Raw genomic sequence first — 26,729 nt, 5'->3', positions numbered from 1 at the left:
CGCGGCTCCAGGCAGGCGCGGGTTGGGACCGTTGTTGACGATTGCTGATGCGGGTTTCGCATGGCGTTCGGTTGGCGAGTGTCGAATGTAGACGGTCGTGGTTGCCGTCCGTCACCCGCTTGCGCAGTTCCCGCAACTCCTCCCGCTCACCGGGCGTTAGCTCATCCGCGGGAGCGACTGGTCCGATTCGGTGGTGATCCTGGCCGAGATGTGATCGAAGCTGCAAGTATCAAGGAGGTTTCGCGCAGTATCGAAAAAAGGGGCGGCGATGGGAAGCGTTAACCGACGGGGATTCCTCGGCTCGATCGCGCTCGGCGGCCTCGCGTTGGGCAGCGGCATGGTCCTCGGCACCAACAGGGTCGTCGCGCAGGCTCAGCAGTCGTCCGGGTTGACGGTGCGGGGCGACGAGTTCCTGCTCGACGGCGAACCGTTCCGGATCATCGCCGGCGAGATGCACTACTTCCGCACCCACCCCGACCACTGGCGGGATCGACTCGCCCGGATGCGCGCGCTCGGCCTGAACACCGTGGACACCTACGTCGCGTGGAACTTCCACGAACCCCGGCGGGGCGCGGTCGACTTCTCCGGCTGGCGCGACCTCGTCCGGTTCGTCGAGACCGCCGCCGACGTGGGGCTCAAGGTCACTGTTCGGCCGGGCCCGTACATCTGCGCGGAGTGGGACTTCGGGGGCCTGCCCGCCTGGCTGCTGGCCGATCCGGACCTGCCGCTGCGGTGCGACGAGCTCGCCTACCGCGACCTGGTCGACGAGTGGTTCGGGGTCCTGCTGCCGCGGCTCGCCCCGCTGCAGGCGACCCGCGGTGGCCCGGTGATCGCGTTCCAGGTGGAGAACGAGTACGGCAGCTACGGCAACGACCAGGTTCACCTGGACCACCTGCGGAAAACCATGCGCGGCAACGGGATCGACAGCCTGCTGTTCTGCTCGAACGGCCCGTCGGAGTGGATGCTGCGCGGCGGGAACCTGCCGGACGTGCTCGCCACCGTGAACTTCGACGGCGACCCGACCGAGCCGTTCGCGGCGCTGCGCCGGTACCAGCCGGAGGGGCCGCTGTGGTGCACGGAGTTCTGGGACGGCTGGTTCGACCACTGGGGCGAGCCGCACCACACCACCGACCCGGTCAAGACGGCCGCTGACGTCGAGAAGATCTTGGCCGCCAAGGCGTCCGTGTCGCTCTACATGGCAGTCGGCAGCACGAACTTCGGCTGGTGGGCGGGCGCGAACTTCGACGAGGAGAACGGTACGTACCAGCCCACGGTCACCAGTTACGACTACGACGCGCCGATCGGCGAAGCGGGCGAGCTGACCACGAAGTTCCACCGGATCCGCGAGGTGATCGCCCGCCACGAGCAGGTTCCGGACGAGCCGTTGCCCGAGCTGCCGCCGCGGCTACCGGCGCAGCGCGTGCAACCGAACGCGGCGGTCGGGCTGCTGGATTCCCTCGACTCGCTCAGCAAGCCGGTCCGCCGGTCCGCGCCGGTGCACATGGAGGCGCTGGGCCAGCCGTACGGGTTGATCCACTACCGGACCCGCGTGCAGGGGCCGCGCGAGACGGCGGCGCTGCGGGTGCGGGGGTTGGCCGACCGGGCGCTGGTCTTCGCCGACGGCGAGCTGCTCGGCACGCTCGACCGCAACGATCCGAAGGGCTCGGTGGAGGTGCCGGTGCCGCGCGAGTCGGTGCAGCTGGACCTGCTCGTCGACACCGGGGGCCGGATCAACTACGGGCATCGGCTCAACGACCCCAAGGGCATCACCGACCGCGTCCTGCACGGCTCGCAGGCCCTGTTCGGCTGGGAGATCCGCCCGCTACCGCTGGACGACCTGTCCGGCCTGCGGTTCCGCCCCGGCACCGCGAGCGGTCCCGCCTTCCACCGGGCGGTGCTGCGGATCGACGAGCCCGCCGATGGTTTCCTCGCCCTGCCCGGCTGGGAGAAGGGCGTGGTGTGGCTGAACGGTTTCCTGCTCGGCCGCTACTGGTCGATCGGCCCGCAGCGTGCGCTTTACGCCCCAAGTCCACTGTGGATAGCCGGGGAGAACGAGCTGATCGTCCTGGAGCTCCACCAGCCCGGCGGTTCGATCGAACTCCGTTCGGAGCCCGATCTGGGCTGACGGCCTCGGGTGTCGGACATTGCACGAGCATGTGCTGGAAACGGCATTGAACGAGGGGTAGTGGGAAGAGCTCCAGCGGCGCCTGGGCGAGATCGTGCTGGTCAAGATCAAGCCGCCCGCTGGCAGTCCCTCGCGGGGATCATCCGGCGATGCGGCCCCGGTGGAGGGCCAAGCCGTGGATGGCTTGAGCGGAGGCGATTTCGGCGACCGAGGTGTTGTGCTCGTCGTCGCCCGGTTCGAGTTGGGCCGCAGCGGCGTTGACGATGCCTTGGATGAGCCGGCTGCGCAGGCCGGGTTCCGGCACCCCGGCGTCGTCCAGTGCGCGCACCAGGGGTTCCAGCAGTCGATCGTGCTCCTGGCGAATCCGTTCCCGGACCTCCTCGCCGAGCGAGTGGGTCGACAGGGCGACGGCGGCGGTGTGCTGCCCGTCGGTCAGCATCCGCAGCTGGTGCTTGACGTAGGCGGCGACCTTGTCGTGCGTGGTGCGCTGGCCGGCCAGCTGCTCGTCGATCTCCGCCACCCACCGCGGCAACGCGTCCTCGATGATGGCCGCAGCCAGATCGTCGCGGGACCGGAAGTACTCGTAGACGCTGGAGCGGGACACCCCGACCCGTTTGGCGAGCGCGCCGAGGGTCAACGCCTCGGGGCCTTCCTCGGCGACCAGATCGCGTGCGGCGTGCATCAGGTTTCGCAGCTGCTTCGCCCGATGCTCGGCGACCGTTGGAGCGTTGATTCTCGGCACGTACCCAGGATAACGAGGCTGAAAATGTGTCTCGCATCACAGTTGAGGGCGCGATGGCAGTTGCCGACATAGTGTCGGGATAGTTCCCGACACGGTGTCGGGAAAGGCTGGGAGGAAAAGATCATGTTCTACGCCACCAACCGCCTCTACGTCCCGCCGGAGAAGGCCGCGGAGTTCGAAGTGCACTTCATCGACAACATGCGCAACTACCTGCCCGGTGTCGAAGGGCTTCGGCGCAGCACCCTGCTCAAGCCGGACCACCCCGACCACCCCTACGTGTCGATCAACGAATTCGACACCGAGGAGCAGTTCCGCGCCTGGGTCAGCTCCGACTCGTTCAAACAAGCCCACGCGCGGAACAAGGGCATCGCCCGCCACGTCAGCTCGAACGCGGTGGAGACGTTCGCTCCCCTCGAAGACCTGGTGCTCTGAGCGGCGACCCGGTACGCGACCACGTGGCGAGCGGTCGAGTCTGTTCCGGAAGGTGGGACGCAGAAGCGCATGGACAGGGAGCACCCCACCGACACCGAGCCGGGTCGGGCGACCGGTCGGCAGCGGACGGTCCCCGACGCGGCCGGAAACGCGCTGCTGCCGCTCCTCGGCGGGCGGAGCAGCGCCCTGGACGCGAGTCTTCCGCCGTTGGGCTTCGGGTTGGGATGGCTCACCTCCGGACACTCGATCGCCGTCGGTGCGGTGGTTGCCCTGACCGTCAGCGCCGCCATCGCCGTGTGGCGGCTGAGAACCGGTTCCCGGCCGTTGGCAGTGCTCTTCAGCCTGCTCGCCGTAACGCTCGGCGCCGTGGTCGCGGCCCGCACGGGCAACGCCGCCGACTTCTTCCTCGTCCGCTTCGGCTCGAACCTCCTCAGCATGCTGGGCTGGATCTTGAGCATCGCGGTTCGATGGCCGTTGCTGGGCGTGATCGTCGGCACCGCGCTCCGGCAGGGCGCACGCTGGCGTCGCGACCCCGACCTGCTCCGCGCCTACAGCCGCGCGAGCTGGGTCTGGGTTGGGCAGTACGCCCTGAGGCTCGCGGTTTTCCTGCCGCTGTGGTGGGCCGATGCGGTTGCCGCGCTGAGCCTGGCACAGCTGATCCTGACCTGGCCCCTGGTCGCCCTGTGCATCGCCGGCAGCTGGTGGGTTCTCCGGTCCTGCCTGCCTGCCGACCATCCCGGAATCCACGCGACGAGACCGGTGGAGCCCCGCGGAGCGGCGAGCATTGAGAACTGAGCGAGGTTGCCCGTAGGAGGCGGCAGCGGGATTTCGGCAACGACAACCGGCCGCAGTGGATCACCACGCCCGAGCCGTTACCCGATCACACCCCGGATCAAGCAGCGAAACCGCGCGGGGAGACCGTCACGCTCCGTTCAGGCGCCTTGCCGGGGGTCGCCCGCGAGCGCGGTGGCGGGGTCGGTGAAGGTGAGGTCGTGCGCCTGCGCCACCGGCTCGTTCACCAAGGCGCCGCCCAGCGTGCTCAGGCCCCTGGCCAGCGCCTCGTCCTGACGGGCCGCAGCGCGGATGCCCTGGCCGGCGACCTTGATCAGGTAGGGCAGGGTCGCCGACGTCAAGGCCAGGGTCGAGGTGCGGGCCACCGCGCCGGGGATGTTGGCCACGCAGTAGTGGATCACTCCGTCGACCACGTAGGTCGGGTCGGAGTGGGTGGTCGCGCGGCTGGTCTCGAAGCAGCCACCTTGATCGATGGCGATGTCCACCACGACGCTGCCGGGACGCATCCTGGCGACCATCTCCCGGGTGACCAGCTTGGGTGCCTTGGCCCCCGGTACCAGCACCGCGCCGATGACCACGTCGGACTCGGCGATGTACTCGGCAAGCCGGGTCCGGTTGGGCACCACCAGGTCGAGCCTGCCCCCGAAGATGTCGGCCAGGTAGGCCAGCCGGGAGGGATTGGTGTCCAGCACCCGCACCATGGCCCGCATCCCGGCGGCGATCTTGGCCGCCTCGGTGCCGGACACCCCGCCGCCGATGATCAGCACCTTCGCCGCCGGGGTCCCGGGCACGCCGCCGAGCAGCAGGCCAGCGCCACCGGACGGGCTCTCCAGGTGGTGCGCTGCGGCCTGCACAGCCATTCGACCAGCGACCTCGCTCATCGGAGTGAGCAGCGGCAGCTTCCCATCCGCGGTTTGCACCGTCTCGTAGGCGATGGAGTCGATCTTGCGTTCCACCAGGAACTCGGTGAGCGGCTTGTCCGCGGCCAAGTGCAGGTAGGTGAACAGCTGCTGGCCCTCGCGGAAGCGGTGGTACTCGGCGGGGATCGGCTCCTTGACCTTCACGATCAGGTCGGCGCCGGCGAACACCTCGTCGGCGTTGGGCAGGATCGCGGCTCCGGCCGCGGTGAACTCCGCGTCGGTGAACCGGGAACCTGCGCCGGCGTTCGTCTCCACCAGCACCTCGTGCCCTTGGTGGACGAGTTCGGCGACGCCGTCGGGCTGAACCGACACCCGGTTCTCGTTGTCCTTGATCTCCTTCGGCACCCCGATGACAAGTTTCGGCACCTGCTTTCTCCTTCCTCGGTTTGATCGTTCACGTCATCAACGCGGTGGTGAAGCAGTCGAAGGACGTGATGGCGATGTACATCGCGTCGGCCATCCCCTCCAGGGCTTCGCGCGCACTGTGCCGCGATGCGGGATGAGGTGGCCGGCGACAACCGGCAGGGCGGCCTCGTCAGGTCTGGTCCACCGTATAGCGCACGCCGGTGAACCGCTTCCGCGAAGGCCGTGACCTCTGGCGTCACGCGCGAGGGCTCGACCGCCTCGTCCAACCCCCGCGTGACCAGGACCGCCGGCTCGGTCGGAGCTGTCGCTGGTGCGTGCGCTGGGACGGGGGACCAGCGCACGCACCGTGGTCAGGGCAGGGGATGCTCGGCGGGAGCGGTCTTCGGGGCGGCTGGTCGGCGGTTGCGCACCGCGAGGTAGCCGACCGCGACCGCCGCGGCCAGAACCGGGAGGAGGTACAGCGCGATCCGGGTGTCCGGGTCGAACGCCAGCAGCACCACGACAAGCGCGAGGAAGGCGAGCACGAGGTAGTTGGAGTACGGGGCGAAGGGCATCCGGAACTTCCCCGCCCGGATCTCGCCCGCCGCCACCTTCCGGCGGAATCCGAGGTGGGCGACGATGATCATCCCCCAGGTGAAGATGGCGCCGACGGTGCTCGCGCTGGTGATGTAGGTGAAGGCCTCCTCGGGAGCCACGTAGTTGATCAGAACACCCAGCAGCATCGCGACGAACGTGACCGCGATGGCTCGGGACGGCACGGCACGGGTGTTGAGGCGACCGGTGCTTCTCGGCGCCTGCCCGTCCTGCGCCAGGGTGCGCAGCATCCGCCCGGTCGAGTAGATGCCGCTGTTGCAGGACGACAGGGCCGCGGTGGTCACCACGAAGTTCACCACGCCGGCCGCCGCGGGGATGCCGATCAAGCTGAAGGCGTGGACGAACGGACTGCCGCTGGCCGGGAACTGGTTCCACGGCACCAGCACGGTCAGCGCCGTGAGAGCACCGACGTAGAAGATCAAGATCCGCCACATGACCGAGTTGATCGCCCGCGGCAGCACCTTCTCGGGGTTCGTGCTCTCGCTCGCGGTCTGACCGACCATTTCCACGCCCACGAAGGCGAACATGACGATCTGGAACGACAGCAGCGCGGCAGTCGGGCCGTTCGGGAAGAGCCCGCCGTGCGACCAGATGTTGCTCACCGCGGCGGTGCCGCCGATGTCGCTGAAGCCGAACACCAGGATCGCCGCGGCCAGCACGATCAGGCCCAGGATGGCCAGCACCTTGATGAGCGCGAACCAGAACTCGAACTCGCCGAAGAGCTTCACCGCGATCAGGTTGACCCCGGTGAGGACGAGCAGCGCCCCGAGTGCGGGGATCCACTGTGGAACGTGGGGGAACCAGAACTGGAAGTACTTGCCAACGGCGGTGATCTCGGCCATGCCGGTCACGATCCACACCAGCCAGTACCCCCATCCGGTGGCGAACCGGGCCCACGGCCCGACGAACTCCCCGGCGTACTCGGCGAAGGAACCGCTGACCGGCCGGTACATCAGCAGTTCGCCCAGCGCGCGCATCACGAAGAAGATCATCAGTCCCGCGATCGCGTAGATCGCGATGAGGCCGGGGCCGACCTGGTGCAGGGCCTTGCCCGAACCCAGGAACAGTCCGACCCCGATCGCGCCGCCCAGGGCGATCATGTTGATGTGCCTGCTGCTCAGCGCTCGGTGGTATTCCTCGGGGGCTTGCTGGCTCATCTGAGGGAGCTCCGTTCGGCGGCAGCACTGCCGCGCTTGGTCGGTCCAGGAACATGTCGCAAACGTCGCGTGTGCATTCGGCCACGTGCGTGTTGCGGACCACCATGCGGCACGGGTCACGGGGTGTCATTGTTCCGCCGGCACCGTTTGAGCGGAGTCGATTGTGCCCTCGCCCCACGCGACGCCCAGGGAGCGGCCGCAGGACACGTCCTCCGGTGACGACGGCTGTGCCGGCCGTTTCCCCTGTGACGGCTGATGTCCTGTTGCCACCGGAAAGCCCGACGGTGCTAGGCGGCCACCGACTTCGGGAAGGCGAGCACGTGGTCGGGGTCGTAGGTCGCCGCGATGGAGCGGAGCCGGGGCAGATGGGTTCCGTAGTAGTCGTCGGTCGGTCGGCCCGCGTCGATGTAGTTCACGTACGCGCCGGTGCCCAGCGCCTGGCTGAGCTGGTCGCGGACCTGCCGCACTCGCGAGGTTGCCGGTTCGCCCTGTCCGGGTTTCGCGCCTGCGTAGAGCTGGACGGTGGCCAGCGCGTCCCGGTGCGGGAACGCGGTCTCGGCCGAAGCGATTTCGGACACCGCCCCGCCGAGTCCGTCGAAGATCACGTCGAGACCTGCCGGGGAGGTGAGGGCGCGTTCCACGCTCGCGGGGTCGGCGCGGTGTCGCAGGATGAGCGAGGAAGCCGCGAAAGCCTGCTTGGAACTGCTGCCCGCGAAGAACTGCATCGCGCCCAGGAAGTCCTTGGGCAGGACCGCGCGCGCGTCGGATCGCACTCCGGCGCGGCGTTCCAGGTCGTCGAGGAGCGGGTCGAGCTGTTCTGGCCGACCGACGAAGCATCCGGCCGATCGCGCCGTCGGCGGCGTCCCCGCCGAGATGATGCAGTTGGCCCACAACTCGCGGGGCGAGCTGGGAAACCAGTCCTGCCACGCACCGAAGACAGCGGCGGCTGATCCGGCGGGGAATCGCAGCGAGAACACCGTCAGCTCCGGGGCGGGTGCGGTGGTCAGCTGCAGCGAGGTCACGATGCCGAAGTTGCCACCTCCTCCGCCGCGCAACGCCCAGAACAGTTCGGGTTCGGAGTCGGCGGAGGCCGTGACCACGCGTCCGTCTCCGGTCACGACCTGCGCCGACACCAACCGGTCGCAGGTCAATCCGTACTGGCGGGTCAGCGGTCCGATACCACCGCCGAGGGTGAGCCCACCGATGCCCACCGACGGGCACGAACCTGCGGGCAGGCACCGTCCCGCCCGCGCCAGTGCGGCATAGACATCTCCGAGCCGCGCTCCCGGGCCGATCGATGCGGTGCCGTCCGCATGGACCTCGACCCCGTTCAGGCCATCGAGAGCGACGACCAGGCCGTCCTGCGGCGTCGAGTACGCCGCGTAGCTGTGCCCGCCGCTGCGGGCTGCGACCGGTATGCGGGTGTTCTGCGCGAACTCAAGGCATGCTCGCACGTCGTCCGGCGTGCGCACGTGCGCGAGGGCGGCCGGCCTGCGGTCGTCGTGGACGAGGTTGAACGGCATCCGGTCTGCCTCGTAGCGCGCATCTGGAGGTAGCACCAGCCGATCTCCGAGGAGCGCTGAAAGGGACCGCCAGTCGGGCCCGGCGGGAGCGGGATCGGCGTGCGCCGATCCGATTCTCGGATGGAAAGCGGTGGCGGCAGCGACTGCGAGAACCCCCAGCATCGTGCGCCGCCCAACAGTGTTGACCACGCGATGTCCCCCTGACATTCATTCTTCCGTTTCCTGTTCGGACGCTGGAGCAGCGGAGCGGTTGGCCCGGCGTGCGGTGATGCCGGCCACAACGAAGTCCCGCTCTGGTCCGCCCTCGTCCGAATGCGGCCATTGAGGACGGATGTCCTAAGACGTCGGCCCTAGCCAGGTCCGTCCAGTGCCGTGGTGGGGTGGTCGGTGCGGAGCAGGTGCCACAGTTGGTCCGCCTCGGGTTGAGCGGGGACCAAGCGGTTGGGGTCGGCGGAGCTGGTGGAGTGCGGCATGGTCAGAAAGGTGACCTCCTGCTCGGACAGGTCGTGCAAACGTGTCCCGAGGTCCAGAATCACGTCCAATGAGGACAGTCCGGTGTCGACCGTGAAAGCGGAGCCTGCGGTACGCAGGATTCGCTGCAGTTGAATGGGATCGGATAGCAGTTGCTCGGCATCCAGCTTGTGCCAGAGCGCGGTGAGGAACTGGTGTTGCAGGCCGATCCTGGCGAGGTCGCTGCCGTCGCCGACGCCGTGCCTGGTGCGGTTGAAGGCCAGTGCTTGCTCGCCGTTGAGCAGGTGGCTGCCGGCGGGGAGGCGGAGACCGCTGTACGGATCGTCGATCGGTTCTGCCAGCGTGACCTCGATGCCGCCGATCGCGTCGACGAGCTTGGCGAAGCCGGCGAAGTCCACCTGGACGACGTGGTCGATCCGCAGGTCGGTGAGTTTCTCGACGGTCGTCACCACGCAGGTCACGCCGCCGACCCCGAGCGCCGTGTTGATCGGAGCCTGCCTGGCCGCCGGCGTCCACCGCCCATCGCGCAACGGACACGACGGCCGGGGTGCCAGGGTGTCGCGGGGGATTGAGACGACGGTGGCGCTTCGGCGGTCGGCGGAGAGGTGGACCAGCATCGTCGTGTCCGATCTCGCCCCGGCGATCTGCTCGTCGCTGGGGGCGTCGTAGGCGTCGTTGTCGCCGGATCGGGTGTCCGAACCGATCAGCAGGATGTTCAGCGGTGTTCGGCCCGTGCTGTCGGGCGCCGCGCTCGGGCGGTCGTCTCCCAGCGCTTCGAAGACGTCCACGGACTTGTACGGAAGGTGGGAGGACAGCAGGCCGTAGGCGGTGGCACCGATCGCCCCGGCGCACACGAAGAGCGCGATGGTGATGCGGCGAGCCCGACGCCGTGTGGTCCGGGGTTGCGACGATGCGGCTGGCATGGCATCAAGGTTGGCGAGTTGATGTCATGTGCATGCGCGGGAAATGTCTTGGATCTGTAACAGGTCCCGGGTCCGGATGAGTTCCACGACGCGTGGCATCGCTTGCTTCGGCGCCGATGGTTGTCAGAGATCACAGCTCCGGCAGCGGTCTGTGACACGACCATGACATCGCCATCGAACGATGGGCACATCCCCCGCACACCATGAAGGACAGACGTGCGGGACATCCATGCGGGGTTCGCATCTGTCCACATGTCGGGAGCTCGCGGGACTGATGTCCGAGCGGTTCCTCTGGCAACCGGGAAACCACGCGGGACATCCGCCGGTGCAGGTTCCAGCGGCTTTCGAATGGCCTTCCAGTGCATGGCCACCAATCCGACGTGCGGGCTTGGTGTGCTCGTGCCACCGGTTCAGCTGCGACCACCGCTGTAGCAAGGGGTAATGAGATGAACACGAGGCGTCGCATGACGCCGCAGCACGGTATCGGGGAAGCTGCGCCTGAGGCGGCAACGCCTAGGGGCGTCGCCGACACGACCCCGATGAGACCGGTACCGCTGGGGATGGCTGACACAGTTCGATTTCGCATGCCGCCGCCTGGTCGCGAGCTCGCTGCCGAACGGACAGTGCGGATGCAGCGGATACCGGCGGAAAACCGAACCGGCGACGCGAAACGGCGATACGCACGCGGACTCGACGGCCTGCGGGCGCTCGCTGTCCTGATGGTGGTCGTCTACCACGGGAACGAGGAGTGGTTGCCGGGCGGATTCCTCGGCGTGGACGTGTTCTTCGTCATCAGCGGGTACCTGATCACGGATCAGCTGTGCGCCAGGTGGCAGCAGAAGGGGTCGCTGGATCTGGCGACCTTCTGGGTACGCCGGGTCCGTCGGCTCGTTCCGGCGGTGCTGGTGGCCCTAGCGGTCGCCACAGCGGCAGCAACGATCGTGAAACCCGCTCTGCTGTCCGGTATCGGCGGCGAGCTCCTGGCGGCGGTGACGTTCACCAGCAACTGGTGGGGCGTTGCCAGCGGGGCGTCGTACTTCTCCCAGTTCGGGGACCAGTCGCTGCTCCTGCACCTGTGGTCGCTCGCAGTGGAGGAGCAGTTCTACCTGGTCTGGCCGCTGGTTCTGCTCGTGGTGCTGCGACTGGTGCGCCGTCGGAGCGCACGGGCCTGCATCGCGTTCGCCATGGCCTGCGCTTCGGCCATCGCGATGATCGTGCTGCACGATCCGGGGGCTGACGCGTCGCGCGTTTACTACGGCACCGACACGCACGCATTCGGTCTCCTGCTGGGGGCGTCATTGGCGATCGCGATGCCATCGCAGTGGTTGGTGGGACTGAAGCGGCCCGGCGCCAGCGTCCTCAGCTTGCTCGGCTCGGCCGGAGCAGTGGTGCTGGCCTTCATGGCTGTGCTGCTGGGCGGGTCGAGCGAGTTCCTGTATTCCGGCGGATTCGGACTGGTCGCCGTCGTCGCCGGTGCGGTGGTGGTAGCGGCGATCCCGGCGGCCGGTTGGTTCGGTCGCCTGCTCAGCTGGCAACCTCTTCGGTGGATCGGTTTGCGCTCCTACGGGATCTACCTCTGGCACATGCCCGTGGTCGTGCTGTTCTCGGCGAGCGGTGTCGCTGTTCCCGACGCCCTGTTCGTGGGTTTGGTCGCCGCTGTTTCCCTTGCGGTCGCAGGGGTTTCCTACCGTTGGGTTGAGGAACCGTTCCGCCGCAACGGCATCCGCGCGACGATCCGTCGACTGACCGCTCCGTCGCGCACGGGCGAGACCAGGACAGGCCCAGCCGTCCTCACCGGTGCCGTGGTGGTGGTGCTCCTCCTGGCGGTCACGGGCGTGGTGCTCGCGCCGCCGAAGAACGACCTCCAGTCCCAGATCGCTGCAGGCGAGGATGCTGCCGAGGCCACCCCGAAGAACCCGTCACCCCCACCCCCGGCCGCTCCATCGACGGACTTGCCCGCCATCCAGGGAACTCAGGTACCCGCCATCGAGGAACGTCGTGCGCCGGGTACCGGGGTGACCGCTTTCGGGGACTCCGTCATGGCGGCAGCCGGCACCGCACTGCGGGAAAGGCTGCCGGGCGCGAACCTGGACCTGAAGATCGGCCGCCAGATGTGGGACCTTCCGGAGCTGATCGCATCCGAACGCGACAGCGGCCGGCTGGGCTCGGTGGTCGTCGTCGGCCTGGGCACCAACGGAGACTTCAACACGAGCACCCTGGAACGCGCGATCTGGGAAGCCGGACCGCAGCGCGCCGTGGTGTTGATCAACATCAGCGTCCCCAAGGACTGGCAGGACCGGGTCAACGCGAAATTGGCGGACGCCGACGCCAGGTGGCCGAACGTCACCGTGGTCGACTGGCGCACCGCGGCGCGGAACCACCCGGGTGCCTTCTGGGACGATGGCACGCACCCGCGAAACCCGAACGGCACCGACCTCTACGCCGACCTGGTGGTCGATGCGCTCCCACCCCAGGTCAAATGACCGCGTCACCGATTCGTCACGGGTTGTGCGCAGACTTGCGGGGCGGGACGCCCTGGCCGCGCGGTGAGGGGTGGTCGGCATGTTCGAACCAAAGAGCGAAACCGATACTGTGCGGGTGTCGCATGTGTTGTTGATCGAGGACGACCCCGCAGTGCGGGAGGGGCTGCAGCTGGGCCTGGGCCAACAGGCGCACGTGGTGCGGACCGCATCGACGGGGGAGGAGGGGCTCGCCGCTCTCCGATCGCAGCCGCCGGACATCGTGGTGCTCGATCTGATGCTGCCGGGGATGGACGGCTTCGAGGTGTGCCGCCGAATCCGGAGCTCCGGCGAGGTCCCGATCATCATGCTGACCGCGCGGAGTGACGATCTGGACGTCGTCAGCGGTCTCGAGGCGGGCGCCGACGACTACGTGGTCAAGCCCGTCCAGCCCCGAGTTCTCGACGCCCGGATCAGAGCTGTGCTGCGTCGTGGCGCATCACCGCAGCTCTCGGCCCAGACCCACGGGGACCTGGTGATCGACCGGGCCTCCCTGGTGGTGACCAAGGCCGGCAGCAAGGTGGCGCTGGCGCCGACGGAGCTGAGGCTGCTGCTCACCCTGTCCGCGACGCCCGGCCAGGTGTTCAGCCGGCAGCAGCTGCTGCAGGCGGTCTGGGAACACGAGTACCTCGGGGACTCCCGGCTCGTCGACGCCTGCGTGCAGCGGTTGCGCTCCAAGATCGAGGACAGCCCGGCGAGCCCCGCCTACGTGCAGACCGTGTGGGGCTTCGGCTACCGCTTCGGACCGGTTTGATCGATGGAAGAGGTCCGGTGAGGTCTCCCCGATTCCTGAGCGGGCTGCGGGTTCGGCTGATATTCGGTTTCCTGCTGGTGTCGATGGTGGCCGTGGCCGCGGCCACCGCAACCGGCTATGCGACGGCACGTTCGTCCCTGCTGGCTGCGGACCAGAACTCGGCGGTCTCCGAGGTGCGCCAGCGCGTGACCGCGCTCGCTCCGGACCTGACGTACCCACCGGACCAGTCATCGCTGGACGCGCTCGCTGCTCAGCTTCCCACCGGCGCCACCGTCGTCTACCACGACCTGCGTTCTCCGGAAACGCCGCTCGACCCGGTGATCTCCGCTGAACTGCAGGCGGCTGTGCGTGCCCATTCGCGGGTCGAGGCGCAGCAGGTCAGCACCTCCGGCGGGCCCGCGCTGGTGATCGGGATGCCCGTGCTGACCAGGCAGCTGAGCGGCAGGAGCGTGCCTTCCGGTTTGGAGGTGTACGTCGTCCACGACCTGTCGGCCATCCAGCAGCAGATCAACGCGCAGGCCCACGCGGCGTGGCTGACGGGTGTGCTCGCGGTGGCGCTGGCCGTGCTGGTCGCGCTGCTGTCCGCCAGGGGAGTGCTGCGACCGGTGCGCGAGCTCCGCCGAGCAACGCTCCGGCTGTCCGACGGAGACCTCACCGCACGGCTCCAGGTCCGCGGCAACGACGAGCTGGCCGAACTCGCGAGCACCTTCAACAACACCGCTGCGGAGCTGGAACGCATCGTTGCCGAACTCCGGCGCATGGAAGCCGACTCCCGCCGATTCGTCGCCGACGTCTCCCACGAACTGCGCACTCCGCTGAGCGCGATGATCGCGGTGACCGACATCCTCGAGGGAGAGGCTTCCCGCATGCCGGACGACGCGGCCAGATCGGCCCGACTCCTCGTGGGGGAAACTCGCCGGCTGACCCGACTGGTCGAAGACCTGATCGAGGTTTCGCGGTTCGACGCGGGATCAGCCCAGCTGGTGGAGGAGAACGTCGATGTCGGTGAAGCGGTGCGGACGACGCTCGACTCCCGGCGATGGACCGACGCCGTGCAGCTGGAGCTGCCGGACGGATTGTTCGCCAGGTTGGACCGGCGCCGGCTGGACGTCATCATCGCGAATCTGGTGGGCAACGCCCTGCGCCACGGCCGACCGCCGGTTTCCGCGGTGCTCCGGGCCACCGAGAACTGGATCGAGCTGGAGGTCACCGACCACGGGTCCGGGCTGCGTCCCGAAGTGCTGCCGCACGTGTTCGACCGGTTCTACAAGGCGGACTCGGTGCGGACGCGCTCGGAGAGCAGCGGCCTCGGACTCGCGATCGCCCAGGCCAACGCCCGGCTGCACGGCGGCGACATCCAAGCCGGCAACCGGCCGGAAGGCGGCGCCAGGTTCGTGCTCCGACTTCCGCGCCACGACGATGCGAGCGGACTGATCGAGTTCTGAGTGCGGAGATGCCCGCCGTGGCCGGCTCAGCTCATCGCTGGACAGGTGCGGTCGGCGATCCGATCACCTGTGATTCCCTTGTGCAGCAGGATGTCGACGGTCGTTCCCCGCATCGTTCCGCCGCGCGCTGAATCGACCGCGAGGGCCGTGCACACGACCTGGTCGACGGCCAGCGGTGACAGGTCGTAGGACGGCAGAACCACGGTGATCACACGATCGGTCACGACGACGTTCACGTCCACCAGTGCCGCGCCGAGCTCGGGCACCTCGGTGCGAAGTCCTTTGGTCTCCTCGTAATCACTGAGTCCTGCACCGAGCATCAGGTACTGCACCGCGCCCCGCACATCACCGAGCTTGCCGAATGGCAAGTCCTCAACAGTGGTGCCACCCGTCGGCACGATCACCGGGCGCAGGGCGTTGCCTTCCAGGTAGTACAGCGTCGGGCCAACCGCGATGCCGGTCGGAGGATCCCCGGCATCGCTCACCTCGCTCGTCGCCGCGCCACCGCATCCGGCGACCAGCGAGATTCCCACCAGCACCGTCGCGAGTCGGCGCCACGACGAGGCAGATCTCGGGCTCGAACGGTGCACGCCACGATTGTCGCATGCTCTCCGCACCCGGCGAAGGCGGTGGTTCGGGAGCTGAACTCGATGATCGGCTCCTGCACCTCGTTACAAGATGATGACACGGTCCGCACGGGATGCGGACATTCATCGGTGAAACTAGTTGCCGGGGGGCGGAATCGCTCGCCGGATCCCGGCACCATGCGCCGAGAGGGGGGAGCTGGGATCCGGCGTGGCGCCGACCTGTCCTGGCGCCATCCTGGTCGGCCCGTGGACCGGGCCCTCCCGGGAATCCGGCACCTTGGTGCTGTGAAAGCCAGTGCTGCCTCACCCGCAGCGCAATTCGATCTCGATGCTGATGCTCGGAGGAATTCTTGATGCGCGGGAAAGTGGCCCGACGAGCGAATTGCACCGATGGTCGCGTCGGGTCCGGTTGAACGATGCCGACGGATTCCCCTTCGCGGGCGGTGCTCGCGCCGCCGCGTGACGTCGTGATTGCCCTTTGGCTCTGGATGGGGGCTGATGTCGTCGCCCTCGGCTTCTTCGCGGCCGTGCTGGCGGGGAGGTTCCGATACGGGGTGGAACATGTCGAAACCGGTGAAGTCGTGGGGACTGCACTCTTCCTGGGGGTCCTCGGCTTGCACCTCCGGCTCGTCGGCAAAGCTCGCTGCGGCAGGAGGAAGGCTCGAACCTGGCTGACAGTCCTGAGCATTTTCGTCGTCCTGGCCGCGATCCTCACGTCGGCCACGGAGCACGCGCTAGCGCTACTGGCCGCAATCCCGCCGTTGTGCGCTGCGGTCTTCATGCACCGGCCTGCGGCCAACCGCTACTACCAGCAGGCCGGTGCGGAGTGCGCGCGGTCAGCGCGGTGCCCTGCGTCGGGCGAGGGAGCTGACCGCGGCCGAGTTGTGGACGGTGAAGGAGACGGTTCCGGGGAGGAAACGGTCGTCCGACCACAACAGGGGTGCGCCGGTGGGATCGGTGGCCCGGCGGACTTCGCGGAGGAGGCCGGTGCCCTCGGCGCAGCCCAGCAGCCGGACGTCGGTCGCATCGGCAGCGACGATGTCGATGGTGTGCTCGCTGTCCGCGAAGACGACGCCGGACGCATCGAGGGCGCCGGTGTGCGAGAGGGAATCCGGCGCCAGGGCTTCGACGGCCTCGCCGACCTGTAGCGGGTAGATGGTGCGTTCAAGCATGACCGGAACGCGCCCGAGGAACCTGAGACGGAGCACATCGGTGATGTCGTCCCCCGGATCGAGCTGCAGGCGCTCTCCCTCAACCGCGGTCGCTGCGCGAACGCGAGCATGGATGGTCCGGGCGCCGGGCTCCTCGCCCAAGGAGCGTGCCCAGCTGGTGAAACTCAGCAGTTCGTGGAAGCTCTGGGTACGCGCGGTCCCCAGGATCACCCGCCGGGTTCCCCTGCGGGAGGTGACCAGCCCGTTCGCTCGAAGCTGCGCCAGGGCATTGCGAACGGTGCCGCGGGAAACCCCGTACTGCTCCGCGAGACTTTCCTCGCTGGGCAGGCGTCCGTCGTTGCCGAACTTTCCCGCTTCGATCGCGCGCCGCATCTCGGCTGCCAACTTCTGATACCGAACGGCTCCTGCCCCGCTCCGCTTGCCGTTCCCTCCGGCTGTTTCGCTGACCATCCACACAAGATAGACCGTCGTGCCCCTTTGTCGCGCGGACGAACGTTTTTCCACCGATTGCCCGCCGACAGTTCCTCCTCGCGCACCCATCCGTTCACCGGCAGGACACCCGGCCCGATGACAGTGGTGGCTGCAAGTTGTATAGCCAACTTTAGGGGATTTGGATGAAGGCGACCCTCCGCCGTGCCAGCGCCCTCGGGGCCGCGGCCCTGCTGCTGTCCGGACTGGCTGCGTGTTCGTCCGGGAACGGCGCCTCCGACTCGAACTGGCGGACCGCGAGCTCGGTCGAAGAAGGCGGCGGCATGGATGCCCTGATCGCCGCTGCGAAGAAGGAAGGAAAGCTGAACGCCATCGCGCTTCCGAAGGACTGGGCCAACTACGGCGAGGTCATCTCCACCTTCGAGAGGAAGTACGGCGTCAAGGTCGAGGTCGAGAACCCGGATGCCTCCAGCCAGGACGAGATCACCGCGGTGTCCTCCCGCAAGGGGCAGGAACGCTCGCCGGACGTCATCGACGTCGGGCACGATTTCGACGTCGCTGCCGCGAAACAAGGCCTGCTCGCCCCGTACAAGGTGACGTCCTTCGGCAAGATCCCGGACTCCCAGAAGGACGCCGCGGGTCTCTGGTACAACGACATGGGCGGCTACGTCTCCATCGGCTGCGATGCAGGTCGCGTCGCGAAGTGCCCGACCAAGTTCTCGGAGCTCCTGGACCCGCAGTACAAGGGCAAGGTCGCGCTCACGGGCAACCCGGCGGAGTCCGCTTCCGCCTTCGGTTCCGTGTTCGCCGCGGCTCTCGCGAACGGCGGCTCCTTCGACAACATCCAGCCCGGCATCGACTTCTTCGCGAAGCTGAAGCAGGCCGGCAACTTCAACCCCGTCGAGGCGACACCCGCGACGATGGAAAAGGGCGAGACGCCCATCACCGTCGTCTGGGACTACCGCAACGCGGCTTACTCGGATGAGCTGAAGGCCAAGGGGATCGAGTGGAAGGTCGCCATCCCCGAAGACGGAGTTTTCGCCCAGTACTACTCCCAGGCGATCGTCAAGTGGGCGCCGCACCCGGCCGCCGCTCGCCTGTGGCAGGAATTCCTCTACAGCCCCGAGGGACAGAACCTCTGGTTGAAGGGATACGCCCGCCCCGTGCTGCTGCCCACCATGGTCGCCGACGGCACGGTGGACAAGAGCTCGCTCGACCGCCTGCCCCAGGTCAACGAGGACAAGGTTTCGTTCCCCACGGAGGCGCAGGGCCAGGCGGCCAAGACCGCAGTGTCCAATGGCTGGGCGAAGGCCGTTTCCTGATGACGACTGCCACACCCACCGCCATCGCCGATGCACCCAGCGCGTCCCGGCGCCAGGAGACCCAGACGCCCCGGCGCCGAGGCCGCAGGCCTGCCACTGGCTGGCTCGGCGTCGCCCCCCTGCTGGCCTTCGCCGTGATCGTGCTCGGCCTGCCCGTGACGGCCATGGCCGTCGGCTCGGTCACCATCACGACCGACACCGGCGCCACCGAGTTCACCGGGGCCAACTTCGCCGCCTCCTTCGACGGTCCGTACCTGGAGAGCCTGCTGGGAAGCGTCAAGCTCTCCGCACTTTCCGCCTTCATCGCAACAGTCGTCAGCCTGCCGATCGCCTGTGCCATCGTCACCTCGCGCTTCCGCGGGTTGCGCGAGGCGGTGCTCTCGGCTTCCGGTGTGATCGCGAACTTCGGCGGCGTACCCCTCGCTTTCGCCTTCGTCGCCACCCTGGGCAATGCCGGCGTGCTCACCGGATTCTTCGGTCTCGCGGACAAGGGCTGGAGCCTGTACTCCTTCTGGGGACTGGCGATCGTCTACCTGTACTTCCTCATCCCGCTCATGGTGCTCACCTTGACGCCGGCGCTGGACGGCCTCAAACCCCAGTGGCGGGAGGCCGCGCAGAACAACCGCGCCACCGGCTTCCAGTACTGGCGGCACGTGGCCTTCCCCGTCCTGTTCCCGACGCTGCTCAGCGGCTTCGTCCTGCTGTTCGGCAGCGCTTTCAGCGCCTATGCGACGGCTGCCGCCATGGTGGGGAGCTCCATCCCCCTGGTGACCGTGAAGATCGCCTCGGCGTTGACGGGTGACGTCCTCGTGGGCCAGGGCAACGTCGCCCTCGCGCTCGGCATGAACATGATCATCGTGGCCGGGGTCGTCATGGGCATCCAGCTCCTGCTGCAGCGGAGGAGTTCGAAATGGCTGTCCTGACCGGCTCGCGCCCGGCGCGGACCGGGGAATCCCGACTCGGCGCCAACGTCGTCCTCACCGCAGCCGGGGTCTACTTCCTGGTCCCCATCGTCTGCGCACTGGCCTTCACCTTCGGGCTCGGCGACCCTCGGCAGACGCCCGGCCTGGACGCCTACACCGCGATCTTCACCACCGACGGGCTCGCTGGAAGTCTCGGCCTGACACTGCTCCTGGCCGCCGCCACGGTCCTGCTCGTACTCGGCCTGCTGCTTCCGGCCCTGCTCGCCGTGCGCCTTGCCGTCCCTCGTGCGAAAGCCGTGGTCGCAGTCGTCTGCATGCTCCCGCTCGTCGTCCCGGCGGTGGCTCTCGGTGCCGGAATCACCACGGTCTTGCGCTGGGGAACCGACTGGCTCTACGACACCCCGGGGTTCTCCGTGCTGGCCGCCCTCCAGCAGCCCGATTTCCCGTTGATCCTGGTGCTCGCCTACACGCTCATGGCCTTGCCCCTGGCCTACGTGACCCTGGAATCCGGGCTGACCGCGATCGACTTGAAAGTCCTGGTCGAGGCCGCGCGGTCCTGCCGGGCGTCCTGGCCCCGAGCCCTGTTCCTCGTGATCCTCCCGAACCTCCGGGAAGCCTTGCTGAACACCGCCTTCCTGACCATCGCCTTGGTCCTCGGGGAATACGCGGTCTCCGCACTGCTCGGCTTCGAGCCCTTCGCCGTCTGGACCGTTGCGATCAGCGGTGCCCACGCCCAGCTGTCCGTCGCCGTCTCCATGGTCGGCCTGATCGGCACCTGGCTCATCCTCATCGCGGTCGCGAAGCTCGGCCGCTCCAAAGCGCTCAAGGAGACTTCATGACGCGCACCACCAGATCCCGGCCCCCAGCTGCCACTTGCAGCGCGGGCCTGGAGTTCCGCGAACTGCGCCGATCCTTCGGCGCCACCACGGCCCTCGACGGGCTCAGCCTCACGATCAACCCTGGCGAGATGCTCGCCCTCCTCGGCCCTTCCGGCTGCGGGAAGACAACGGCGCTGCGCGTGGTCGCCGGTTTCGAACACCCCGACTCCGGTGAGGTCCTGTTGGACGGCAGCGACATCGCGGGTCACCCCGCACACCGGCGTGACGTCGGCATGGTGTTCCAGTCCTACAGCCTCTTCCCGCACCTCACCGCCGCCGACAACGTCGCTTTCGGAATGCGCATGCAAGGCGTCCCCGGTGCGAAGCGCCGGGCCCGGGCCCACGAACTCCTCGAACTCGTCGGACTTCCCACCCAGGCCGGCCGCTACCCGCGGCAACTCTCCGGCGGCCAGCAGCAACGGGTGGCCCTCGCCCGCGCTCTCGCCCTGGAGCCCCGGGTGCTGCTGCTGGACGAACCGCTCTCCGCGCTCGATGCGAAGGTCCGGAAGTCCCTGCGCGACGAGATCCGCCGTCTCCAGCTGGACCTGGGCATCACCACGCTGTTCGTCACGCACGACCAGGAGGAGGCACTGTCCATATCGGACCGGGTGGCCGTCATGCGGGCAGGCAGCCTGGAACAGTGCGCCACGCCGGACGAGCTGTACAACGCACCTGCCACCTCCTTCGTCGCCGAGTTCGTCGGCACCACGAGCCGCCTTCCCGGCCGTCTCAACAGCGACGGCACCCACGTGGACGTTCTGGATCTCACCCGCCCTGTCCAAGCGCACCTCCCCGCTCGGAACGGCAGTGCGGCCACCGCGCACGGCACCCGCGACATCGACGTCCTCGTCCGGCCCGAAGCCCTCGCTGTCAGCGCTGCTCCGGAAAGCCGGTCACGAGTCGTGGCTGCGTCCTTCCGGGGAGCGACGACGCGCCTCACGGTGCGCCTGGACAGCGGCCGGGAAGCCCTCGCCGATGTCCCCACCGCCGTGGCGTCCACCGTTCCGGTCGGTTCACGTGTCCGGCTCAGCCTCCCGGAACGCCCTGTCCTGATCGACCAGGCCAGGGAGGAGGAAGCCACCGCATGATGCCGCACCAGGACAGCACCGCCCTGCCTGACGGCGTGCAGGCCCATGCGGCACCGGAAGGCGCCGGAAATGCTCTGCCCGCAGCTGTGCTCTTCGACATGGACGGCACCCTCGTGGACACCGAACGGCTGTGGTGGGACGCCGTCGAGACGGTGGCCGACGACCTGGGCAGGACGCTCGGACCGGAGGACCGGCCTGATGTTGTCGGGCGCCCGTCCCAGCACACGGCCGCGTTCCTCGCGTCCACGATGGCCGCGGCGCCGTCTGCCAGCGCACTCGCCGAAACGCTCGACGAGACCTTCGCAGGCCTCGTGGCCCTGGAGGTCGTGCCCAGGCCAGGAGCCCTGCAGCTGCTCCACCTCCTGGCGGGGCAGGGGATCCCCGCGGCCATCGTGACGGCCTCGCCCCGCCGCGTGGTGGAGCTGGTCCGGGAACGGCTCGGACGTGAGCTGTTCGAGCTCGTCGTGGCCTTCGAGGACACCACCGTCTCGAAGCCTGCGCCTGACCCCTACCTGGAGGCCGCGCGACGGCTGGGAGCCCAGCCTGCTGAGTGCGTGGTGGTGGAGGACTCACCCGTTGGCCTCGCCGCAGCGGAAGCAGCCGGCTGCCCCGTCGTCGTCGTACCTTCCACCGTCCCGATCGACGCCGCCCCCGGCCGCACGATCATCACTTCCCTCGAAGAGGTCACGCTCCCGCTCCTGGCACGGGCAAGGGGTTCCGAGCGATGACCACCCCGACCACGAAACCGGTGACGACGGTGAACATGCCGACTCGCCCCACGCCTCCTGCCGCTGTCCGGCCCCGGATCATCCTGCTGGGCATCGACGGGCTCCGCTGGGACCTCGCAGCGGATTCCCCGGCCGCCCCGGCTTTGCGCGCCATGGCTGCCGAGGGCGAACTTCAGCCCATGGTGATGGAAGTGCCCACCATGTCCGGCCCGGGATGGTCCTCCATCCTCACGGGGACGACTCACGCCGAGCACGGGGTGAAGGACAACTCCTTCGTGGGGCACCGGCTCTACAGCAATCCGGACCTGCTCTCACGAGCCTTCTTCAGGAACCCTTCGACCAGGACTTTCGCTGCCGCGGGCTGGCCGCCGCTCGTCTCCCCGGACGGGCTGGGGCCGGTCATCCACCAGCGGCTCGAGCAGCAGAAAGCCGGCCTGCACACCGTCGTCTCCCGCGACGGTGAAACCCACGGATACGTCAGCATCGACGCCGAGATCACCGACTTCACCCTCGCGGCGCTCACGTCCCACAGCGTTCCCGACGTGGCCTTCGTGTACTTCTGCGATGTGGACGACGCCGGGCACGTCTACGGCGCCCGCAGCGAGCAGTACCAGGCGGCACTGGCCCGGGTTGACCGGCACATCGGCCGCATCCGTCGGGCCGTGCAGGCCCGGGCGGATGAACACGCCGAGAACTGGCTCCTGGTGGTGGTTGCGGATCATGGGCACCTGGACCAGGGAGGGCACGGCGGGAGCACACCCGAGGAACGGAATTCCTTCATCCTGCGCTGGCAGACCGCCGGCTCGCTCACCCCCTGGCCCAGTACGGTCTCGCCGCACGAACTGGTGGAACTCCTGCTGGACGAGAGCGCCCGGGAACGGTAGCGCGGCGGTTTCAGCGTCGGGACCGAGTGCGCGGTACTGCGTCGAACGACACTGATCTGCACCGGGTTGTCCTGGATTTCCTCGGTTTTCGCTGGTGAGTGTCCCTTGTGGACCGAGCTGGGGTTCGAATCCCGCCGTCCCGACGGTAGAGAGGGTCTTCGCAGGTCAAAGCCTGCGGAGACCCTCTTGTCTCCGCATCGGGGCGGCGCTGAACTTCACCTCGATCGGCGTCATCATGGGCGCAGCGAAGCCGCTCTCCCCGGAGCAGGGCGACAAAATCGCAAGCTTCGATCTAAGAGTCCTCTGTGGACCAGCCTTGGTGTCCTTCATCGGGGTGACGACCGTGGGCATCGGCTCGTAGTCACCACTTCGACGAGCCAGCGGATCCTGCGCTACTCCCCAGGTGCGGACTCCACACCCATGGGCGTTCAATGCCATGACTTCTGGGAAGAGGTTTACATCACCGAGGGCTCGTTCACGGACCTCACCCTCGGCCGGACTTTCTCCGCTGGTATGTACGCCTGCCGGCCACCGGGCATGCCACACGGCCCGTGGCGAACCGACGACGGTGTCGTGACCTTCGAAGTCCGCTACCCGACCAGACAGCCATGAGCGCCCCTTCGACGGTGCGTCCTCCGGCGGAGGTCTCCTCGAAGGGGTGGGATCAGCCCGGGTCGGCTGTCGTGACCTCGGCGTCGCGTTGCAGTTGTCGGCGGGCGTACTGCTCGTCGCGTGCGGACTTCTGCTCGAATTCGGCGTGGCGCGGGTTGAAGCGGCGGGACAGGAAGTATCCGGTGGCCAGCAGTGCGGCCCACAGGGGTAGTGCGAACAAGGCGATGCGGGCGCTTTCGTCGAAGGCCATCAGGACCACGACGGTCGCCAGGAAGACGATGCCCGCCGGGGCCAGGACACCAGCGGCGGGCAGCTGGTACGGCGATGCGGGACGTTGCCCCGCCTTCACCTTGCGGCGGTAGGCGATGTGGCAGGCGAGGATGACGCCCCACGTCCACAGCGCCGCGAGCGAGCAGATGGCCAGCAGGTACTCGAATGCCTGCTCCGGCACGACGGCGTTGAGCACGACGCCGAAGAGCATGAAGGAGCCGGACGCCAGCACCCCGGCGGCCGGGACGCGGTTGGCGTTGAGCGCGCCGAACCGCCTCGGAGCCATGCCGTCGTCGGCGAGTCGTTTGAGGAGCCGTGCGTTGGAGTACAACGCGCCCGCACTGCAGGACGACAGGGCCGAGGTCAGGACGACGAAGTTCAGGATCCCGGCGGCGGCCGGCACGCCGATCTGGGTCAGCGCCTGGACGAACGGGCTGTCCTCGGAGTTGAACTGGGGCCACGGCACGACCGACATCAGCACGGCCAGCGAACCGAGGTAGAACAGGACGATCCGCAGCGGTACCGAGTTGATCGCCTTCGGGATGGCGCGTTCGCGGTCCTTGGTCTCCACCGCTGTCATGCCGACCAGCTCGGACCCCTGGTAGGAGAAGACGGCGATCTGGATCGCGAGCAGGAAGCCGAGCACGCCGAACGGCAGGAAACCGCCTGCTGTGCCGGGGACGTCGAGGGCGAACAGGTTGGAGAACGTCGCCGATCCGCCGGCGGGCCCGAGTCCGAAGAGGATCACGGTGAGCCCGCCCGCGATCAGACCGAGAATCGCGACGATCTTGATCGAGGCGAACCAGAACTCGGCCTCGCCGAACACGCCGACCTTGGCGAGGTTCAGCAGGACCAGGACGACGAGTGCGATCAGCGCGGTGATCCACTGGGGAAAGCCCGGGAACCAGAACTTCACGAAGATCCCGGCCGCGGTGATCTCCGTCATGCCGATCAGGCCCCACGTGATCCAGTAACCCCAGCCGGTGACGAAACCGCAAGCCGGGCCGAGGAACTCGCGGGCGTAGTCGGCGAAGCTGCCGGAAACCGGGCGGTAGAGCAGCAACTCGCCCAGCGCCCGCATCACGACGAAGATGAAAGCACCGACGAGCGCGTAGGCCAGGACGAGGGAGGGGCCGGCGACCTCGATGCCGGCGCCCGAACCGAGGAAGAGGCCGACACCGATCGCGCCGCCGATCGCGATCATGCGGGTGTGGCGGGTCTGCAGGCCCTGCGCGAGGCCTTCGTCGGTGAGCTGTACGTCTTTGGACATGCTCGTTCCCGTTCCGATGCTGGGGGTGGGTTGTCGAGCCCTCGAAGGTCGAGGACGGGACAGATCAGAAGGCGGGGATTCCCCGCGAACGGTGAGCGCGGCCAGGTCGGGCCGCCGCCCCTGCCGTCGGGCCGGTGACCCGACGGCAAGGGGAGTCAGTTCGGTCGGTCCGCGGTGTAGTGCACGCCGGTGAACTGCTTGCGCCAGGCAGCGACGTCCGGTGCGACCGCGGTCGGGTCGCCGTCGCGGTCCAGGCCGCGGGCGATCAGCCCGGCCAGATCGGCCATGTCGTCGGGTTCCATGCCGAGCCGGACGAGCTCGGGGGTCCCCATCCGCAGGCCGTTGACATCGCCCTCGACCGGGCTGTCCGGCAGTCCGATCCCGCAGGCGAGCAGGTTCGCCTCGCGGAGGCGCTTCGCGGCGGCCTGGCCACCGCCCCACTGCTGCGCGCGGATGGCGAACTGGTGCGAACGGGTCGTCCCGCGGGAACCGGCGAACAGCGGCAGCCCGGCCTTCTCCAACTCGGCGGCGAGCCGGGCGGCGGTGTCCACCATCGCGGCCGCGTACGCCTCACCCGCGACCTTCCAGTCGAGCATGGTGACGGCCAGCGCGGCGGCCTTGCCCGCGTCGAAATTCGCGGTCAACCCGGGGAAGGCGATCTTGTCGAGGCGCTCGGCGAGCTCCGCGTCGTTGGTGACGACCGCACCCCCGGCCGGGCCTCCCAGGCTCTTGTAGGTGCTGAAGCTGATCAGGTCCGCACCCTCGACCAGGGGCTGCTGCCAGGCTTTGCCCGCGATCAGACCGCACAGGTGGGCGGCGTCGAAGAGCACCCGCGCTCCGACCTCGTCGGCGATGCCGCGGATCGATCCGACCGGGTGCGGGTAGAGGTTCAGGCTGGAGCCGATCGTGATGAGCTTCGGTTTCACCTCGTGCGCCAGGATGCGCAGGGCGTCGACGTCGACGGTGTAGCCGTCGGGCGAGACCGGTGCGGGCACGGTGTTGAGCCGGTACATCCCGGCCGAGCCGCCGGCGTGGTGGGTGACGTGGCCGCCGATGGTGGCGGGCGGAGCGATGATCGTGTCGCCCGGTTCGCACGTGGCCATGAAGGCGTAGAGGTTGGCGAGCGCACCGGAGGCCACGCGGATCTCGGCGTAGCGGGCGCCGAAGACCTCGGCGACGAGCTCGGCGGCGATGACCTCGATCTGCTCGATCGCCTCGAGGCCCATCTCGTACTTGTCACCCGGATAACCCAGCGACGGGCGGGAGCCCAGGTTCGCCGACAGCATGGCCTCGGCCCGCGGGTTCATGATGTTGGTGGCCGGGTTGAGGTTGATCGAGTCGACGTCGTGGATCTGCCGGTTCTCCTCGACCAGGTGGTCCAGCTCGGCCAGCAGACCGGTCGGTGTTGCGGCGGCCGCGGCTCCGGCAACCGCGCGGACCCGGCGCTCGGCGTGTTCGGGCACCCACGGGCGGTGGGCGAGTGCTGTCATGTCCGACGTTCCTCTCCGGCCGAGCCAGTGGTGCACCACCAGTCCAGCCACCTGTCTGACCAGTGCGTTCCGTCAACCGTAGGGAGCGGCGAGGCGTCAGGACACCGGCAGAACGCTCGGACTTGTGAGCGGCCTCTCCTACACTTGCAGGAGAGATCGCGAAGGGAAGGGCGCCGTGCCGGAACAGCAGCTCCAGGAGCAGCTCGACGCCCTGGCCGTCGAGCTGCGGCGCGGGTTGACCATCGACGGCGTCGGCGGTGATCTGCTGGCTTACAGCGCGCAGCGCGGTGACGCCGACCAGGTGCGGATAGAT

21 protein-coding genes are annotated in these 26,729 nt (G+C 68.4%); 12 read left to right on the top strand and 9 right to left on the bottom strand.

Features of this window, described 5'->3' with window-relative positions:
- Positions 1-268: 268 nt before the first annotated feature.
- On the top strand, positions 269-2,125 hold the full coding sequence (locus ABTZ89_RS04345) for a glycoside hydrolase family 35 protein (protein ID WP_351040015.1): 1,857 nt from the start codon (positions 269-271) through the stop codon (positions 2,123-2,125).
- Positions 2,126-2,264: 139 nt separating this feature from the next.
- Here the strand turns inward: ABTZ89_RS04345 and ABTZ89_RS04340 are convergent, their stop codons facing one another.
- Positions 2,265-2,867, bottom strand: coding sequence for a TetR/AcrR family transcriptional regulator (locus ABTZ89_RS04340; protein WP_351040012.1), 603 nt, complete (start codon positions 2,865-2,867; stop codon positions 2,265-2,267).
- Between the two features lie 123 nt (positions 2,868-2,990).
- On the opposite strand from ABTZ89_RS04340, the gene ABTZ89_RS04335 reads away from it, so the two are divergent.
- Entirely contained in the window at positions 2,991-3,299 is a 309-nt protein-coding gene (locus ABTZ89_RS04335; protein ID WP_351040009.1) for an antibiotic biosynthesis monooxygenase family protein, read from the top strand.
- 69 nt (positions 3,300-3,368) lie between these two features.
- Complete coding sequence (locus tag ABTZ89_RS04330) at positions 3,369-4,094, top strand: DUF3159 domain-containing protein (protein WP_351040007.1); 726 nt, start codon at positions 3,369-3,371, stop codon at positions 4,092-4,094.
- Between the two features lie 137 nt (positions 4,095-4,231).
- Here ABTZ89_RS04330 and ald read toward each other — a convergent pair whose 3' ends face one another.
- The 4 genes from ald to ABTZ89_RS04310 form a co-directional block, all read right to left on the bottom strand.
- On the bottom strand, positions 4,232-5,377 hold the full coding sequence (ald, locus tag ABTZ89_RS04325; protein WP_351040005.1) for an alanine dehydrogenase: 1,146 nt from the start codon (positions 5,375-5,377) through the stop codon (positions 4,232-4,234).
- Positions 5,378-5,727: 350 nt separating this feature from the next.
- Positions 5,728-7,128 carry an amino acid permease gene (locus tag ABTZ89_RS04320; protein WP_351040003.1) on the bottom strand — a complete coding sequence of 467 codons (1,401 nt, stop codon included), beginning with the start codon at positions 7,126-7,128 and terminating at the stop codon, positions 5,728-5,730.
- 287 nt (positions 7,129-7,415) lie between these two features.
- Positions 7,416-8,687, bottom strand: coding sequence for an FAD-binding oxidoreductase (locus ABTZ89_RS04315; RefSeq protein ID WP_351040001.1), 1,272 nt, complete (start codon positions 8,685-8,687; stop codon positions 7,416-7,418).
- A 314-nt stretch (positions 8,688-9,001) separates the two neighbouring features.
- Positions 9,002-10,045: an LCP family protein gene (locus tag ABTZ89_RS04310; protein ID WP_351039999.1), complete on the bottom strand. Its 1,044-nt coding sequence runs from the start codon at positions 10,043-10,045 to the stop codon at positions 9,002-9,004.
- 380 nt (positions 10,046-10,425) lie between these two features.
- Between ABTZ89_RS04310 and ABTZ89_RS04305 the strand changes: the two genes are divergently transcribed.
- The 3 genes from ABTZ89_RS04305 to ABTZ89_RS04295 all read left to right on the top strand — a co-directional run bounded on the left by ABTZ89_RS04305 (position 10,426) and on the right by ABTZ89_RS04295 (position 14,763).
- A complete protein-coding gene (locus ABTZ89_RS04305) occupies positions 10,426-12,528 on the top strand; it encodes an acyltransferase family protein (protein WP_351039997.1) in 2,103 nt (700 codons plus the stop codon).
- Between the two features lie 115 nt (positions 12,529-12,643).
- The gene (locus ABTZ89_RS04300; protein WP_270948773.1) at positions 12,644-13,318 is read left to right on the top strand and encodes a response regulator; all 675 of its coding nucleotides are present in this window, start codon (positions 12,644-12,646) and stop codon (positions 13,316-13,318) included.
- 17 nt (positions 13,319-13,335) lie between these two features.
- Positions 13,336-14,763, top strand: coding sequence for an ATP-binding protein (locus ABTZ89_RS04295; protein ID WP_351039993.1), 1,428 nt, complete (start codon positions 13,336-13,338; stop codon positions 14,761-14,763).
- Between the two features lie 26 nt (positions 14,764-14,789).
- On the opposite strand, the gene ABTZ89_RS04290 is transcribed toward ABTZ89_RS04295, so the two are convergent.
- A complete protein-coding gene (locus ABTZ89_RS04290; protein ID WP_351039991.1) occupies positions 14,790-15,353 on the bottom strand; it encodes a hypothetical protein in 564 nt (187 codons plus the stop codon).
- Positions 15,354-16,186: 833 nt separating this feature from the next.
- Positions 16,187-16,906, bottom strand: a complete 720-nt coding sequence (locus ABTZ89_RS04285) for a GntR family transcriptional regulator (RefSeq protein WP_351039988.1) — start codon at positions 16,904-16,906, stop codon at positions 16,187-16,189.
- Between the two features lie 230 nt (positions 16,907-17,136).
- Between ABTZ89_RS04285 and ABTZ89_RS04280 the strand changes: the two genes are divergently transcribed.
- Genes ABTZ89_RS04280 through ABTZ89_RS04255 form a run of 6 tightly spaced genes read left to right on the top strand, consistent with a single transcriptional unit; the run spans position 17,137 to position 22,774 of the window.
- Entirely contained in the window at positions 17,137-18,273 is a 1,137-nt protein-coding gene (locus tag ABTZ89_RS04280) for an ABC transporter substrate-binding protein (RefSeq protein WP_351039985.1), read from the top strand.
- Positions 18,273-19,196, top strand: coding sequence for an ABC transporter permease (locus ABTZ89_RS04275; protein ID WP_270948777.1), 924 nt, complete (start codon positions 18,273-18,275; stop codon positions 19,194-19,196). The genes ABTZ89_RS04280 and ABTZ89_RS04275 overlap by 1 nt, the downstream gene beginning before the upstream one ends.
- A complete protein-coding gene (locus ABTZ89_RS04270) occupies positions 19,184-20,035 on the top strand; it encodes an ABC transporter permease subunit (protein ID WP_351039982.1) in 852 nt (283 codons plus the stop codon). Before ABTZ89_RS04275 ends, ABTZ89_RS04270 begins: the two co-directional genes overlap by 13 nt.
- On the top strand, positions 20,032-21,162 hold the full coding sequence (locus ABTZ89_RS04265) for an ABC transporter ATP-binding protein (protein ID WP_351039979.1): 1,131 nt from the start codon (positions 20,032-20,034) through the stop codon (positions 21,160-21,162). Before ABTZ89_RS04270 ends, ABTZ89_RS04265 begins: the two co-directional genes overlap by 4 nt.
- The gene (locus tag ABTZ89_RS04260) at positions 21,159-21,890 is read left to right on the top strand and encodes an HAD family hydrolase (RefSeq protein ID WP_351039976.1); all 732 of its coding nucleotides are present in this window, start codon (positions 21,159-21,161) and stop codon (positions 21,888-21,890) included. Before ABTZ89_RS04265 ends, ABTZ89_RS04260 begins: the two co-directional genes overlap by 4 nt.
- Positions 21,887-22,774 carry an alkaline phosphatase family protein gene (locus ABTZ89_RS04255; protein WP_351039973.1) on the top strand — a complete coding sequence of 296 codons (888 nt, stop codon included), beginning with the start codon at positions 21,887-21,889 and terminating at the stop codon, positions 22,772-22,774. Before ABTZ89_RS04260 ends, ABTZ89_RS04255 begins: the two co-directional genes overlap by 4 nt.
- A gap of 664 nt (positions 22,775-23,438) precedes the next feature.
- On the opposite strand, the gene ABTZ89_RS04250 is transcribed toward ABTZ89_RS04255, so the two are convergent.
- Both ABTZ89_RS04250 and glyA read right to left on the bottom strand, forming a co-directional pair.
- A complete protein-coding gene (locus tag ABTZ89_RS04250; protein ID WP_351039971.1) occupies positions 23,439-24,926 on the bottom strand; it encodes an amino acid permease in 1,488 nt (495 codons plus the stop codon).
- Between the two features lie 155 nt (positions 24,927-25,081).
- Complete coding sequence (gene glyA / locus ABTZ89_RS04245) at positions 25,082-26,416, bottom strand: serine hydroxymethyltransferase (protein ID WP_351039968.1); 1,335 nt, start codon at positions 26,414-26,416, stop codon at positions 25,082-25,084.
- Between the last annotated feature and the right edge of the window lie 313 nt (positions 26,417-26,729).

Origin of the sequence: Saccharopolyspora sp. NPDC002686 (assembly GCF_040295745.1) — a bacterium.
GTDB lineage: Bacteria > Actinomycetota > Actinomycetes > Mycobacteriales > Pseudonocardiaceae > Saccharopolyspora > Saccharopolyspora oryzae.
This window is presented reverse-complemented; position numbering and strand designations above follow the sequence as displayed.

Excerpts from the sequence above, each read along its gene's own strand:
- ABTZ89_RS04275 (WP_270948777.1), top strand. The coding sequence starts at position 18,273 with ATGACGACTGCCACACCCACCGCCATCGCCGATGCACCCAGCGCGTCC.
- ABTZ89_RS04320 (WP_351040003.1), bottom strand. The coding sequence starts at position 7,128 with ATGAGCCAGCAAGCCCCCGAGGAATACCACCGAGCGCTGAGCAGCAGG.
- glyA (WP_351039968.1), bottom strand. The coding sequence starts at position 26,416 with ATGACAGCACTCGCCCACCGCCCGTGGGTGCCCGAACACGCCGAGCGC.
- ABTZ89_RS04345 (WP_351040015.1), top strand. The coding sequence starts at position 269 with ATGGGAAGCGTTAACCGACGGGGATTCCTCGGCTCGATCGCGCTCGGC.
- ABTZ89_RS04260 (WP_351039976.1), top strand. The coding sequence starts at position 21,159 with ATGATGCCGCACCAGGACAGCACCGCCCTGCCTGACGGCGTGCAGGCC.
- ABTZ89_RS04335 (WP_351040009.1), top strand. The coding sequence starts at position 2,991 with ATGTTCTACGCCACCAACCGCCTCTACGTCCCGCCGGAGAAGGCCGCG.
- ABTZ89_RS04265 (WP_351039979.1), top strand. The coding sequence starts at position 20,032 with ATGACGCGCACCACCAGATCCCGGCCCCCAGCTGCCACTTGCAGCGCG.
- ABTZ89_RS04270 (WP_351039982.1), top strand. The coding sequence starts at position 19,184 with ATGGCTGTCCTGACCGGCTCGCGCCCGGCGCGGACCGGGGAATCCCGA.
- ABTZ89_RS04330 (WP_351040007.1), top strand. The coding sequence starts at position 3,369 with ATGGACAGGGAGCACCCCACCGACACCGAGCCGGGTCGGGCGACCGGT.
- ABTZ89_RS04310 (WP_351039999.1), bottom strand. The coding sequence starts at position 10,045 with ATGCCAGCCGCATCGTCGCAACCCCGGACCACACGGCGTCGGGCTCGC.
- ABTZ89_RS04255 (WP_351039973.1), top strand. The coding sequence starts at position 21,887 with ATGACCACCCCGACCACGAAACCGGTGACGACGGTGAACATGCCGACT.
- ABTZ89_RS04250 (WP_351039971.1), bottom strand. The coding sequence starts at position 24,926 with ATGTCCAAAGACGTACAGCTCACCGACGAAGGCCTCGCGCAGGGCCTG.
- ABTZ89_RS04280 (WP_351039985.1), top strand. The coding sequence starts at position 17,137 with ATGAAGGCGACCCTCCGCCGTGCCAGCGCCCTCGGGGCCGCGGCCCTG.